The following is a 12,993-nucleotide window of genomic DNA, read 5'->3' as shown; positions in this document are numbered from 1 at the left end:
TATGCGTTCATGCGCCGGCTACTTCTCGGGCCTACTTCTCGGGCGGGGCAGGTGGTGCCGGCGGTGCGTCGTCGTCACCTGGTTGCGGCTCTGGCGGAGGCGGAGCAAAATCTCGACTGTTTTCAGCTGGTGGCATTGGAGGACCCGGCGGGGCGTCGCCAGCCGGGGGTGCGGGCGGCGCAGAATAGTTGCCAGTCTGCCAGTGCATCGCATGGCTGTGGTTTTGATCCTGCACGTATGCCGGAGGATCCTGCACGCTTCGCTGCCCTGTCCCCTTCGCCTTCGCGCCCTTTTTCTTGCGCAAAACTACGACAAGCAGCACGAGCAGGATGACAACCACAATAATCGCGGCCGCGACCACAAACCCTACGGTTGTCGGGCCGCTATAGCTGTATTCGGCGGTAGATCCCCTCAGATCGTACCCCTCGTCTGGCACATCGCCACTCAGGCTGGACAGGGCCGGAGGTTCAACCTTAAGCCGTGGAGTCGCTTCGAAGTCGGTGTGCAGATCCGTGTATGGATTGAGTTTCACAGTGCCCTTAGTCGTCTGCCATAGAGCACCTTCACTCTCTTCTGTGATCGAGAACGAACCGAAGCTCTTCCTGACTTTGCTAACAAGTTCTTCCGCGTTAGACCCTTCCCACTTCAGGGTAAAGATCTGTTCTTCGCCCCGCTTCTCAGGGGTGATCGAGCCTTCGCTCGGAGCAAGTTTCTTTTCAATGTCTTCTACGTCTGCGTTCAGTTGCGCTAGCGCTACCCCAACCTCGACTTCAAACGAAACCGCATCGCCCGCGCCCGGCTTCAGCAAGGCCGTAAAGCTGGACAGCTTCTCAGACTTCTCCGCAACAGCTCGAAACTTTTTCTCTCCAGATACTTCGGCCAGTACAAGGAACCCCGCCCCTTGAGTGAAACCTAGCTCGTTTTCCTCCGACTCCTTTATTCCCGACCGCCGGTACGTGGCGTCGGGGTCGGAGATAAAAGGAATCAACGCTCGCTGTTCCCCATTGGAACAAGTCTCACTGCAGTCAACGCTCAGGTTGTACTCCTTAATCCGCGCCAATGGGTTCTCTGGATGCTCTGATTCGGTTACCGTGAATTTGACGTTTTTATCCCCAAGCAACGGAGCTAGAAACGATTCCAGTTCCTTCTCGTCTTTGACATCCTTCACTATGACTGTCGCACGGCTTGGAATCCCGCGTTTGTCCTCAGTCCGGACCTTCTCCGCGCCCTCAGGCATAACAGAGTCAATCCACTTACTGCGTGCATTCTCTTGATCACGGCCAACATTGTTCATGTCGTAGCTGACCGCAACCCGATACCCTTCGGGTTTGATTTCAATCAACGGCCGAATCGACGTAAATCCGTGATCGATGCGCTTCGACTCGAAGAACGGGGTCCGCGGATCCTTGAAAGAACTTTTGCCAATGTCTAGAGTTCCTCCGCGATCTTCCACGCGAAACTTTTCGAGTTCCTTCTTCGTCAGCAACGTATCTTTGATGAGTGCCTTGCTCATCCAGTCAAGCAATTGCCTGCTAGAGGCGTTCTCTTTAAGTAGAACATCCTCCCTCAGAGGCCCCTCGATCGCCCTGAACTCGACTTCAAGGCTATCTGCATTATGATCACCGGCCTTGAGCGCGTTGCTGAGAACTTCTTTGTACTCGTCAATGTCTTTGAAGGACATCTCGACCTTGATGGTCAGCTTGTCGCCCTTCTTCTTGACGCTCGTAACCTTGGTTCCCTTAGGTGCGGCCTTCTTAAGAGATTTCTCGACCTTTTTCGCATCGAGTTTCGCGGCATCGTCGTCCTCGACCTCTACCACCGCCGTCATCGTCCGGGTGCCTTTACCCGTCGAATCCATCTTTTGCGTAGTCGAGATATCGACCGAGCAAGCAGTCAATACGAACGAGACCAGGGCCAGCAAAAGAACCAGAAAAGTCGAGCGTGGGTAGAGACTGCGTTGGTGAAGGCCGCGTTGATGGAGGCCGCGTTGGTAGAGGTTCTGTCTAGCGACAGACCCTGTGGCGTTCGTGGAGGACAGCGCGTTCATACGGAGTATCTTTCGAAAAGGCCGACGGGTTTCTTCACCAAAGACATAGGTCTGGGCGTTAAAACGTAAGCCCCTGCACCGCAAAAACGGTGCAGGGACTTACGTGTGGTCTAAGCGATGCTCAGCTCACGATGGACGACTTACTTGTCTTCCTTCGCGTCAGCTTCTTCAGCCTTAGCTTCGGTGTCTTCAACCGGGGTTGCGGCTTCATCCATCTCAGCAACGTTGGCTGGAGCATCCTCCTGGGTCTCCACCTCTGGTGCAGCCTGCTCGGTAGCCTTCTCAGCTTCCTTCACAACAGCCTGCTTAGGGGAAACCGGCTCCATGACGAGCTCGATAACAGCCATCGGCGCGTTGTCACCGGAGCGGTTACCGATCTTGGTGATACGGGTGTAACCACCGTTGCGCTCGGCCATAGCTGGAGCGATGTTGGTCAGCAGCTCGTACACAGCGTTCTTGTTCGTTGCGGAACGTGGAGCGATCGCGGACTGTACGCGGCGGCGAGCGTTGAGGTCGCCAGCCTTAGCAGTCGTGATCAGCTTCTCCGCGAACGGACGCAGACGCTTTGCACGGGTCAGCGTGGTCTTCAAACGGCCGTGAGTGAAAAGCTCACCTGCCATGTTGGACAAGATGAGGCGCTGGTGCGCCGGGCTACCGCCGAGGCGTGGGCCCTTGGTTGGGGTTGGCATAGTCGTAAATCTCCTTGAGTGAGGTCCTGCCCGTTACCGCGGGTAGACCATGCGAGACGCTTCAGAGAGCGAACTCAGAACTCTTCAGTTTCGTAGTCGTCATCCGCCAGAGGAGCTTCGTATCCTGCTGGAGAATCCTTGAGTGCAAGACCCAGCTCGTCGAGCTTGGACTTGACCTCGTCAATCGACTTTGCGCCGAAGTTACGGATGTCCATGAGATCCGCCTCAGAGCGGGCTACCAACTCACCTACGGTGTGGACACCCTCGCGCTTCAGGCAGTTGTACGAACGCACCGTAAGCTCAAGATCTTCAATCGGCAGAGCCATGTCAGCTGCTGCCTGCTCATCCGTTGGGGATGGGCCGATCTCGACGCCTTCGGATTCCGTGTTGAGCTCGTGTGCCAAGCCGAACAGACCAACGAGGGTCACACCGGCGGAAGCAACAGCATCACGCGGGGACATCGACGGCTTCGTCTCAACATCGAGAACGAGCTTGTCGAAGTCAGTGCGCTGTTCAACACGGGTTGCGTCCACACGGAACGTCACTTTGAGAACAGGCGAGTAGATCGAGTCAACCGGGATACGGCCGATCTCGGAATCTTCACGCTTGTTCTGAGCGGCGGACACGTAGCCGCGGCCGCGCTCAATGGTGAGCTCCATATCGAAGTTTCCGTTTTCGTTGAGCGTTGCGATCTCAAGCTCTGGGTTGTGGATCTCAACACCAGCAGGTGCGGAGATGTCACCAGCGGTGACAACGCCAGGGCCCTGCTTGCGCAGGTATGCAACAACTGGTTCGTCATGCTCAGAGGAAACGGAGAGTTGCTTCACGTTGAGAACGATCTCAGTGACGTCCTCCTTGACACCCTCAACGGTCGTGAACTCGTGCAGAACACCCTCGATGCGCACGCTGGTTACAGCGGCACCCGGGATGGACGAAAGCAGAGTACGGCGAAGAGAGTTACCGATCGTGTAGCCAAAACCTGGCTCAAGCGGCTCAAGGGTGAAGCGTGAACGGGTCTCAGACAGCTGATCTTCGGTCAGGGTCGGGCGCTGTGCAATTAGCACGGATGTTGTCCTTTCAGCGAGCGTCCGCTATATGACGCTGCAGATGGCGACTGGGTGAATGAGGAACTGTTGTTCCCCACTCCGGGGGAAGAACATCGGATCTTCCGGGACAGGACTCCACAACACATTTTGTACTGCATTGCGTTGTCCAGCGCGCAACCCGCGTACTAGACGCGACGACGCTTCGGCGGGCGGCAGCCGTTGTGTGCAACCGGGGTGACGTCCTGAATGGAGCCAACCTCGAGGCCTGCAGCCTGAAGCGAACGGATTGCGGTTTCGCGGCCCGAACCCGGGCCCTTCACGAAAACATCTACCTTGCGCATGCCGTGGTGCTGTGCTTCCTTAGCGGCCTTCTCGGCAGCCATCTGCGCAGCATACGGGGTCGACTTGCGCGAGCCCTTGAAACCCATCTGGCCCGAAGAGGCCCAGGAGATCACAGCACCGGTTGGGTCGGTGATCGAAACGATGGTGTTGTTGAACGTGGACTTGATGTGCGCATGACCCTGCGCAACATTCTTCTTGACTACGCGACGCGGCTTACGTGCCGCGCTCGTGGCCTGACCCTTTGGGGGCATTTTTACTCCTACCTGAAAGTCTTCTCTAAGTTGGGCGAGCTAACCGCGTGGATTAGCGAGCCTTCTTCTTACCGGCAACGGTCTGCTTAGGACCCTTGCGCGAGCGAGCGTTGGTCTTGGTGCGCTGACCGTGGACCGGGAGGCCCTGACGGTGACGCACACCCTGGTAGGAGCCGATTTCGACCTTGCGGCGAATGTCGGCTGCAACCTCACGGCGAAGGTCACCTTCAACCGTGTAGGAGCCCTCGATGTGGTCGCGCAGCTTCACGAGCTGATCGTCGCTGAGATCCTTGATGCGCGTGTTTGGGTCGATGCCCGTTGCTTCGAGGGTCTCGGCGGCACGGGTCTTGCCCACGCCATAGATGTAGGTGAGTGCGATGATTGCGCGCTTATCGCGCGGAATATCAACACCGGCGAGACGAGCCATAGTGGTCTCTTCCTTACTGTGTTCAGGAGGTGTTCGGCAATACCATCCGCACCGTTTCGATGCGGCCCCGGCCTCCTGGTAGCCCGAGGGTAGACGGTAGCTGAGCTACCCGGTACTGCTTATTTTCAATGTGTGGCGTGGTGCCGTGCGTCTGCTGCTTTGCTTAGCCCTGGCGCTGCTTGTGGCGAGGGTTGGAGCAAATAACCATAACGACGCCGTGGCGACGAATGACGCGGCAGTCGTCGCAGATTGGCTTCACGCTCGGATGGACCTTCACGTCGGTTGTGTCCTTACGTTTCTGATTGATCAGTTTTTGATTTCAAACATCACGTCAGACGCGAACATCCCTTCAGACACAGACCAACGGCGGACCCGTCTGCAGGGTACGCCGTGACTGGATCTTCAGAGATCACTTGTAGCGGTAGACAATCCGTCCACGGTTGAGGTCATACGGGGTCAGTTCAACGACCACGCGGTCCTCGGGAAGAATTCGGATGTAGTGCTGGCGCATCTTTCCAGAGATCGTTGCCAGAACTACGTGATCATTTTGCAAACGAACACGGAACATCGCGTTTGGTAGAGCCTCCGTAACGGTGCCCTCCAGCTCGATGACTCCTTCTTTCTTACCCATATCCTCCGCTAACGTCCGAACCTATCAACATCACCAGTATGATGCTGACAGATAGCGATGATTGACTGGCCACTTTGAACGTTAAATGCGTAGCAAAGCAACCAGCTATCCATCTTAGCTCACTATCACAGAATCAAGCAACTGCGTGTGAGGCGGATCGCCCTCGCGTGGCAATGAGGCGACCCAACATCCAGGTTAGGCCTGTACCGGCGTCGGAGTTACACCGTAACGAGCAAGATCAGCCGCCCCGCCATCTTCGGCGGTAGAAACCCAAATGCCACCACGATGGAACAAAACCGTATGTTCCCACTGAGAAGCACGGCCACCATCGGTCGTGACAACAGTCCAGTCATCTGCCAGCGTCTTGGTATCCAGGCCGCCGGTCACTAGCATCGGCTCAATCGCCAACGCCATGCCAGGCTTGATGCGCGGGCCACGGTAATCCGCCGCATAGTTCAACACGTCCGGAGCCATGTGCATCTCTGAACCGATGCCGTGGCCGCAGTAATCCTCCAGGATTCCCAGGTCATGGCCGCCCTGATCGAGCACTGATGCCTCGATCGCCTGACCGATCTGACCCACAAAACGAGCCGATGCCGCAGCCGCAATACCAGCCCACATCGCCTCACGTGTGATGTCGGAAAGACGCTGATCCTCAGGCGAGACCTCACCAATCAAAACCGTCCGCGCAGAATCAGCGTGCCATCCATCAACGATGGCTCCGCCGTCAATCTTCAACACGTCTCCGTCCTGGAGGACCCTCTCCCCCGGGATGCCATGCACAACTTCGTCATTGACGGAAGTGCAGATCGTGGCCGGGAAACCGTGGTAGCCCAAGAAGTTACTCTGCGCTCTGTGCCGATCCAGCACGCCACGGAACACCTGGTCCAGTTCCAGAGTCGTAACGCCGGGCTTCACCGCTGCAACCGTCTCGTCCAAAGCCTCACGCAGAACTACGCCCGCATCGGCCATCCGCTTCAGCTCAGCAGGCTTCTTATATTCAACAGAGCGCATACCGGCGCCCCTCCTCCGCATACTCCACAAACAAAAACAAACGAACGGCGCCCGGCCCCGTAAACGAGGACCGGGCGCCGCCCATAACAAATCTCAACCGCGTCAGGTTAGGCCTTCAACGCATCCATGATGCGCGCGGTAACCTCGTCGAGCTCACCCAAGCCATCAACCTCACGGACCAGCCCGCGGTCACGGTAGGCAGCAACCACATCGGCCGTCTGCTCCTTGTAGACCGAAAGACGGTGGCGGATAACATCTTCGGTGTCGTCATCGCGGCCCTCAATCTCGGCACGCTTCAGAAGACGCTTGACCAGCTCATCTTCATCAGCCGTCAACAGAATGACAGCATCAAGATCCTGGCCCTTAGCCTTCAGAACACCGTCGAGGAACTCAACCTGCGCGACCGTGCGAGGGTAGCCGTCCAGCAGGAAGCCATCCTTGACGTCATCCTGAGCGAGGCGATCCTCAACCATCGAGTTCGTCACGGAGTCAGGCACATAGTCACCACGATCCATGTACTTCTTCGCCTCGATGCCCAACGGCGTCATTTCCTTGACGTTCGCACGGAAAATGTCACCCGTGGAAATCGCTACAACACCCAAACCCTCAGTGATACGAGCAGCCTGAGTACCCTTACCTGAGCCCGGAGGGCCAACAATCAACAAACGCTTTGTCATCGCAGAAGTCCTTCGTAGTGTCGTTGCTGCATCTGAGCGTTGATTTGCTTGACCGTCTCAAGACCAACACCAACCATAATCAGCAGCGAAGTACCACCGAATGGGAAGTTTTGGTTTGCCCCGACCGATACCAGCGCAATCACCGGAATGACCGCAATCAACGCCAAATAGACAGCGCCAGCGAACGTGATACGGGACGAGACATAGCCCAGATACTTAGCGGTCGGCTCTCCAGCGCGGATGCCCGGGATAAAGCCGCCGTACTTCTTCATGTCGTCTGCAACATCAACCGGGTTGAACGTGATGGAGACGTAGAAATATGTGAAACCAAATACCAGGAGCAGGTACAGAACCATGTGCAGCGGCGCGGACGTCGTCGCAAGGTTAGCGTTGATCCACTCAGCCCAGCCAGGCATGTTGCCCTGGGCATCCTGGTTGAACTGCACCAGCATCATCGGCAACGTCAGCAACGAGGACGCGAAGATAACAGGGATCACGCCGGCCATGTTGACCTTGATCGGAATGTACGTCGACGTACCCCCCACCGTGCGGCGCCCGATCATACGCTTCGCATACTGAACCGGGACGCGACGCTGCGACTGCTCAACAAAGACCACGCAACCAAGAACCACGAGGCCCAGAACAATCACGACGAAGAAGATGAACCAGCCCTTCTGCTGAAGGATGTTCATCATCGAGCCTGGGAAGCCAGCCACGATAGACACGAAGATCAGCAGCGACATACCGTTACCGACACCGCGCTCGGTTGCGAGCTCACCGAGCCACATAATGAAGACCGTGCCGGCAGTCAACGCGACGATAGCCAGCAGAATGGTCCACAAACTGCTTTCAGGGAAAACAGGAGCCGGGCAGCCCGGGAACAAGTTACCCGTATTCGCGAGCGTCACAAGCGTCGTAGCCTGCAACATACCCAAACCAACGGCAGGTAACGCGTGTACTGCGTGAGCTTAGCCTGACCCGCCTGGCCTTCCTTGTGGAGCGCCTCAAAGTGTGGGACAACCACACGCAACAGCTGCACAATGATGGACGCCGTAATGTACGGCATGATGCCCATCGCAAGAATCGATACCTGCAACAGCGCGCCACCCGAGAACAGGTTGACGAACTCATACAAGCCACCCGACGTATCAGTCAGGGCTAGACACTGGTTCACCGCCGAATAGTCCACGCCTGGCGCCGGAATGAATACGCCGATGCGGTAGACGATGATGATGCCGATCGTAAACAGCAATTTACGTCGCAGATCTGGGGTTTTGAAAACCCTTGATATTGCGCTCAGCACGCGTGGACTCCTTGCAAGTGGACAATAAACCTGTGTCTCGATGGCGCAAAGACCAAAGACACAGTTAAGCTCTTGGGATTCTACCGGTAAGTACGGGCTGGGGCTAATCTAACAGTTTGAAATCTTCGCCTAGCGGAATGTTTTGGCCTTGTGCGCGCCGTGGATACGCTCCATTGATGCGTATCCACGCATATTGTTACCGCAGAATCTTCTATAAAAATAAGAGGGGCTCTTTCCGGCGTATCGGAAAGAGCCCCTCCTTGCAGAGCCACATGTAACTGTTACACGGTCACATGCCGCTCAACGTATGTTCAGACGATGGTAGCGGAACCGCCAGCAGCCTGAATCTTCTCGGAAGCCGATGCGGAGAAGGCGTTGACCTTCACATCGAGCTTCACGTTCAGCTCGCCGGTGCCAAGCACCTTGACTGGCTGGTTCTTGCGTACAGCGCCCTTAGCAACGAGTGCCTCGACCGTAACCTCGCCGCCCTCTGGGAACAGTTCCTCGAGGCGGGTCAGGTTAACAACCTGGTACTCGGTGCGGAATGGGTTCTTGAAGCCGCGGAGCTTCGGCAGGCGCATGTGCAGCGGAAGCTGACCGCCCTGGAAGCCTGCAGGTACCTGGCGACGTGCCTTGGTGCCCTTGGTACCGCGACCTGCGGTCTTACCCTTGGATGCTTCACCACGGCCAACGCGAGTCTTCGACTTGCGGGAACCTGGTGCCGGGGCAAGATCGTGGATCTTGATCGGGTTCTCAGTGTTCTCAGACATGGTTACTTGGCCTCCTCGACCTCAACCAGGTGCTTCACCTTGTTCACCATGCCAACGGTTACTGCGTCTGCAGTGCGCTCGACCGTGTGGCCGATGCGCTTGAGACCCAGCGAACGTACCGTCTCACGCTGAGCCGGGGTACGGCCAGCAACGGAACGAACAAGGGTGATGTTCAGCTTTGCATCAGACGGAGTCAGGTTCTTCATAATTAGGCACCTGCCTTCGCGTTCTGCATCTTGCGGATCATCGCGCTTGGAGCAACCTCATCGAGAGCCAAGCCGCGGCGAGCAGCGACAGCTGCTGGCTCTTCAAGCGACTTCAGCGCAGCGATGGTGCCGTGCACGATGTTGATCTGGTTCGTCGAGCCCATGGACTTCGACAGCACGTCGTGAATGCCTGCGCACTCGAGTACTGCACGAACCGGACCGCCAGCGATAACACCAGTACCCTCAGCAGCCGGAACAAGGAGAACGACGCCTGCAGCGGCTTCGCCCTTGACGCGGTGCGGGATGGTCGTGCCAACGCGTGGAACGCGGAAGAAGTTCTTCTTAGCTTCCTCCACACCCTTCTGGATGGCTGCTGGAACTTCCTTGGCCTTACCGTAGCCGACGCCAACCATGCCGTTGCCGTCACCTACGACGACAAGCGCGGTGAAGCTGAAGCGACGACCACCCTTGACGACCTTGGAAACACGGTTAATGGTGACGACGCGCTCGAGGAACTTGTCCTTGTCATCGTCCTGGCCACGGCGGTTGTCACGGCCACGGCCGCGATCCTCGCCACGTCCACGGCCTTCACCGCGACCGCGGCCTTCGCCACGTCCGCGACGCTGACCCGCGTCGTTCTTCTCTTCGCCCTGGGCGTTGTTCTGCTCTTCCACAGGGGCTTCGTTCTTCATTTCTTCACTCACAGTGCCAGCCCACCTTCACGCGCGCCTTCGGCGACCGCGGCCACGCGGCCGTGATACTTGTTACCGCCGCGGTCAAAAACCACAGCTTCGATACCGGCAGCCTTTGCACGTTCAGCGAGAAGCTCGCCAACGCGCTTAGCCTTTGCGGTCTTGTCACCCTCGAAAGCACGAATATCGGCTTCCATGGTGCGGGCAGACGCGAGCGTCACGCCGCGGCCATCGTCCACGATCTGCGCGACGATGTGGCGCGCGGAGCGGGAAACGACGAGGCGCGGACGGACAGCGGTGCCCACGATGTGCTTGCGCACACGAGCGTGACGACGGCTGCGGGAGGCAGCCCGGGAGCTCTTCTTTGTAGCCAGAGCCATAGTCACTTACCTGCCTTTCCGACCTTGCGGCGGATGACTTCGCCCTCGTACTTGATGCCCTTACCCTTGTAAGGATCCTGCTTACGGAGCTTGTGGATTTTCGCGGCGGCTTCACCGACGCGCTGCTTGTCGATACCCGAAACGGTCACCTTGTTGGTGCCTTCAACCGTGTAGGTAACGCCTTCGGCGGCCTTCACGATGATTGGGTGCGAGAAGCCGAGCTGGAACTCGAGATCCTGGCCCTTGGCCATTACACGGTAACCAGTACCGGTGATTTCGAGCTTCTTGGAGTAGCCCTCGGTGACACCAACGATCATGTTGTAGATCAAGGTGCGGGTCAGGCCGTGCTGGCCGCGGGTTTCGCGCTCGTCATCCGGACGCTCGACCTTGACGGTGTTCTCTTCCTGAGAAACAGTCAGCATCGAAGGAACGGTGTGGGAGAGCTCGCCCTTAGGGCCCTTCACGAATACCTCTTGGCCGTCGATCTTGACCTCGACGCCCGAGGGAACGGTGATCGGAAGACGTCCGATACGTGACATAGTGTCTTCCCCTTCCCTTACCAGACGTAAGCGACGACTTCGCCGCCAACGCCCTTGGACTCTGCCTGCCGGTCAGTCAAAAGACCGGAAGACGTGGACAGGATCGCGATGCCAAGACCGCCCAATACCTTAGGCAGCTCAGTGGACTTCGCGTAGACGCGCAAGCCTGGCTTCGAGACGCGGCGGAGGCCAGCGATGGCGCGCTCACGGTTCGGGCCGAACTTGAGGTCAATCTTGAGGTTCTTGCCAACGCGGGCGTCCTCTTCGGCGTAGTCAGCGATGTAGCCTTCAGCCTTGAGGATTTCCGCGATGCGGACCTTCAGCTTGGAGGACGGCATGGTGACGTCCTCGTGGTGTGCAGAGTTCGCGTTGCGCAGACGCGTCAGCATGTCTGCGACCGGATCTGTCATGGTCATGTGGGCTTGTGCCCTTCCTCGTCGGGGTTTCCTCGCCGCCTGTTAGGGCTGGTTTCGGAGGACCTTCGACGTAGTTGGTTTAGTTTTCGTTCTTGAACGGGAAGCCCAGCGCCTTGAGGAGCGCGCGGCCTTCTTCGTCGGTCTTTGCGGACGTTACGAGGGTGATGTCCATACCGCGGGTGCGGTCGATCTTGTCTGGATCGATTTCATGGAACATAACCTGCTCGGTCAGGCCGAACGTGTAGTTCCCGTTACCGTCGAACTGCTTAGGGTTCAGACCACGGAAGTCACGGATACGTGGCAGTGCCAGCGTGACGAGGCGGTCGACGAACTCCCACATGCGGTCGTTGCGCAGGGTCGCGTAGGCGCCGATTGGCATGCCTTCGCGCAACTTGAACTGTGCAATCGACTTGCGAGCCTTGGATACAAGTGGCTTCTGGCCGGTGATCGCGGTCAGGTCGCGTACTGCGCCTTCGATGACCTTCGAGTCACGTGCGGCTTCGCCAACGCCCATGTTCACAACGACCTTCACGAGGCCTGGAACTTCCATGACGTTCTTGTATTCGAACTGCTTCTGCAGTTCGCCCTTGATCTCTTCGCGGTACTTGGTCTTCAGACGCGGCTGGATCTTCGTAGCGGTTTCAGTCATCACAGATCCTTCCCGGAAGCCTTGGCGTAACGAATACGGACGGTCTTCTCGCGGCCGTCCTTGGTTACGGTTTCGAGGCGGAAGCCAACACGGGTTGGCTTCTTGGTCTCTGGGTCAACGATCGCAACGTTGGAAACGTGGATCGGTGCCTCGACCTTCTCGATGCCGCCGGTCTTTGAACCGCGTTCAGTCTGGCCTTCACGGTTGTGCTTGGTGACGACGTTGACGCCTTCAACAATCACGCGCTGCTCAGACGGGATAACCTTCAGGACCTTGCCCTGGAGACCCTTGTCCTTGCCGGACAGGACCTGTACCAGGTCGTCTTTCTTGATCTTTGCACCCATGAGTCAGAGCACCTCCGGCGCCAGCGAAACGATCTTCATGAAACGCTTATCGCGCAGCTCGCGGGCTACTGGCCCGAAGATACGCGTACCGCGTGGCTCGTTGTCGTTCTTGAGGATAACGGCTGCGTTTTCGTCGAACTTGATGTACGAACCGTCAACGCGGCGACGTTCCTTCTTGGTACGGACGACGACGGCTTTGACGACGTCGCCCTTCTTTACGTTTCCGCCAGGGATTGCGTCCTTGACGGTGGCGACGATGACGTCACCAATTCCTGCATAGCGACGGTTGGTTCCGCCGAGAACGCGGATGGCCAGGATTTCCTTGGCGCCCGTGTTGTCGGCGACCTTCAGTCGCGATTCCTGCTGAATCACTAGTCTCTCCTGTGTCTCGCTGGTTCTTCGTACTCGAAGCCTTGCGGAACGGAATGAATGGACTTCTCAGGCCATCGCTTACCCCTGACCCATGCGTCGGAACGTTTGTTGCGTTCCAGTGGAGGGGTCAGGGCCGAGGCTTTCGGCCTGAGCCCGTGCTTGAGATATATAAGCTGCCGATGGTGTGGCTGGCTGATC

General features: G+C 57.6%; 18 protein-coding genes and 1 pseudogene. All 19 read right to left on the bottom strand.

From position 1 onward, the window contains the following. Window positions 1-31 precede the first annotated feature (31 nt). A complete protein-coding gene (locus tag CAY35_RS02820) occupies window positions 32-1,858 on the bottom strand; it encodes a hypothetical protein (protein WP_146191902.1) in 1,827 nt (608 codons plus the stop codon). Window positions 1,859-2,187: 329 nt separating this feature from the next. Continuing rightward, complete coding sequence (gene rplQ, locus CAY35_RS02815; protein WP_109303206.1) at window positions 2,188-2,736, bottom strand: 50S ribosomal protein L17; 549 nt, start codon at window positions 2,734-2,736, stop codon at window positions 2,188-2,190. Between the two features lie 74 nt (window positions 2,737-2,810). After that, entirely contained in the window at window positions 2,811-3,800 is a 990-nt protein-coding gene (locus CAY35_RS02810) for a DNA-directed RNA polymerase subunit alpha (RefSeq protein WP_109303205.1), read from the bottom strand. Window positions 3,801-3,967: 167 nt separating this feature from the next. Beyond that, on the bottom strand, window positions 3,968-4,375 hold the full coding sequence (rpsK, locus tag CAY35_RS02805) for a 30S ribosomal protein S11 (protein WP_101630956.1): 408 nt from the start codon (window positions 4,373-4,375) through the stop codon (window positions 3,968-3,970). Between the two features lie 52 nt (window positions 4,376-4,427). Then, complete coding sequence (gene rpsM, locus CAY35_RS02800; protein ID WP_035758086.1) at window positions 4,428-4,802, bottom strand: 30S ribosomal protein S13; 375 nt, start codon at window positions 4,800-4,802, stop codon at window positions 4,428-4,430. A 163-nt stretch (window positions 4,803-4,965) separates the two neighbouring features. Beyond that, window positions 4,966-5,079, bottom strand: a complete 114-nt coding sequence (gene rpmJ, locus CAY35_RS02795) for a 50S ribosomal protein L36 (protein ID WP_083285170.1) — start codon at window positions 5,077-5,079, stop codon at window positions 4,966-4,968. A 132-nt stretch (window positions 5,080-5,211) separates the two neighbouring features. Beyond that, window positions 5,212-5,433, bottom strand: a complete 222-nt coding sequence (gene infA, locus CAY35_RS02790; RefSeq protein WP_035758084.1) for a translation initiation factor IF-1 — start codon at window positions 5,431-5,433, stop codon at window positions 5,212-5,214. 195 nt (window positions 5,434-5,628) lie between these two features. Further along, window positions 5,629-6,447 (bottom strand): type I methionyl aminopeptidase, encoded by an 819-nt coding sequence (gene map / locus CAY35_RS02785; RefSeq protein ID WP_258265599.1) that lies wholly within the window; start codon window positions 6,445-6,447, stop codon window positions 5,629-5,631. A gap of 107 nt (window positions 6,448-6,554) precedes the next feature. Then, a complete protein-coding gene (locus CAY35_RS02780) occupies window positions 6,555-7,124 on the bottom strand; it encodes an adenylate kinase (RefSeq protein WP_109303203.1) in 570 nt (189 codons plus the stop codon). Then, window positions 7,121-8,427 (bottom strand): annotated as a pseudogene (gene secY, locus CAY35_RS02775) (preprotein translocase subunit SecY). Before secY ends, CAY35_RS02780 begins: the two are co-directional and overlap by 4 nt. A gap of 311 nt (window positions 8,428-8,738) precedes the next feature. After that, complete coding sequence (gene rplO, locus CAY35_RS02770; RefSeq protein ID WP_101630960.1) at window positions 8,739-9,197, bottom strand: 50S ribosomal protein L15; 459 nt, start codon at window positions 9,195-9,197, stop codon at window positions 8,739-8,741. Between the two features lie 2 nt (window positions 9,198-9,199). Continuing rightward, entirely contained in the window at window positions 9,200-9,406 is a 207-nt protein-coding gene (gene rpmD / locus CAY35_RS02765; protein ID WP_035758073.1) for a 50S ribosomal protein L30, read from the bottom strand. Beyond that, the gene (rpsE, locus tag CAY35_RS02760) at window positions 9,406-10,107 is read right to left on the bottom strand and encodes a 30S ribosomal protein S5 (protein ID WP_375231739.1); all 702 of its coding nucleotides are present in this window, start codon (window positions 10,105-10,107) and stop codon (window positions 9,406-9,408) included. The genes rpmD and rpsE overlap by 1 nt, the downstream gene beginning before the upstream one ends. Further along, window positions 10,104-10,475, bottom strand: a complete 372-nt coding sequence (rplR, locus tag CAY35_RS02755; RefSeq protein ID WP_101630961.1) for a 50S ribosomal protein L18 — start codon at window positions 10,473-10,475, stop codon at window positions 10,104-10,106. The genes rpsE and rplR overlap by 4 nt, the downstream gene beginning before the upstream one ends. Before the next feature lie 2 nt (window positions 10,476-10,477). Further along, window positions 10,478-11,014: a 50S ribosomal protein L6 gene (gene rplF / locus CAY35_RS02750; RefSeq protein WP_109303202.1), complete on the bottom strand. Its 537-nt coding sequence runs from the start codon at window positions 11,012-11,014 to the stop codon at window positions 10,478-10,480. A gap of 17 nt (window positions 11,015-11,031) precedes the next feature. After that, window positions 11,032-11,430 carry a 30S ribosomal protein S8 gene (gene rpsH / locus CAY35_RS02745; protein ID WP_101630963.1) on the bottom strand — a complete coding sequence of 133 codons (399 nt, stop codon included), beginning with the start codon at window positions 11,428-11,430 and terminating at the stop codon, window positions 11,032-11,034. A 79-nt stretch (window positions 11,431-11,509) separates the two neighbouring features. Further along, window positions 11,510-12,079: a 50S ribosomal protein L5 gene (gene rplE / locus CAY35_RS02740; RefSeq protein WP_101630964.1), complete on the bottom strand. Its 570-nt coding sequence runs from the start codon at window positions 12,077-12,079 to the stop codon at window positions 11,510-11,512. Further along, the gene (gene rplX, locus CAY35_RS02735) at window positions 12,079-12,423 is read right to left on the bottom strand and encodes a 50S ribosomal protein L24 (protein ID WP_101630965.1); all 345 of its coding nucleotides are present in this window, start codon (window positions 12,421-12,423) and stop codon (window positions 12,079-12,081) included. The genes rplE and rplX overlap by 1 nt, the downstream gene beginning before the upstream one ends. Before the next feature lie 3 nt (window positions 12,424-12,426). After that, the gene (gene rplN / locus CAY35_RS02730; RefSeq protein ID WP_035758055.1) at window positions 12,427-12,795 is read right to left on the bottom strand and encodes a 50S ribosomal protein L14; all 369 of its coding nucleotides are present in this window, start codon (window positions 12,793-12,795) and stop codon (window positions 12,427-12,429) included. Window positions 12,796-12,993 lie beyond the last annotated feature (198 nt).

This window comes from Pseudoglutamicibacter cumminsii (assembly GCF_003143995.1).
Classification (GTDB): Bacteria; Actinomycetota; Actinomycetes; order Actinomycetales; family Micrococcaceae; genus Pseudoglutamicibacter; species Pseudoglutamicibacter cumminsii_B.
The sequence above is the reverse complement of the archived record's forward strand: the minus strand, read 5'-3'. Positions and strand labels throughout refer to the sequence as shown.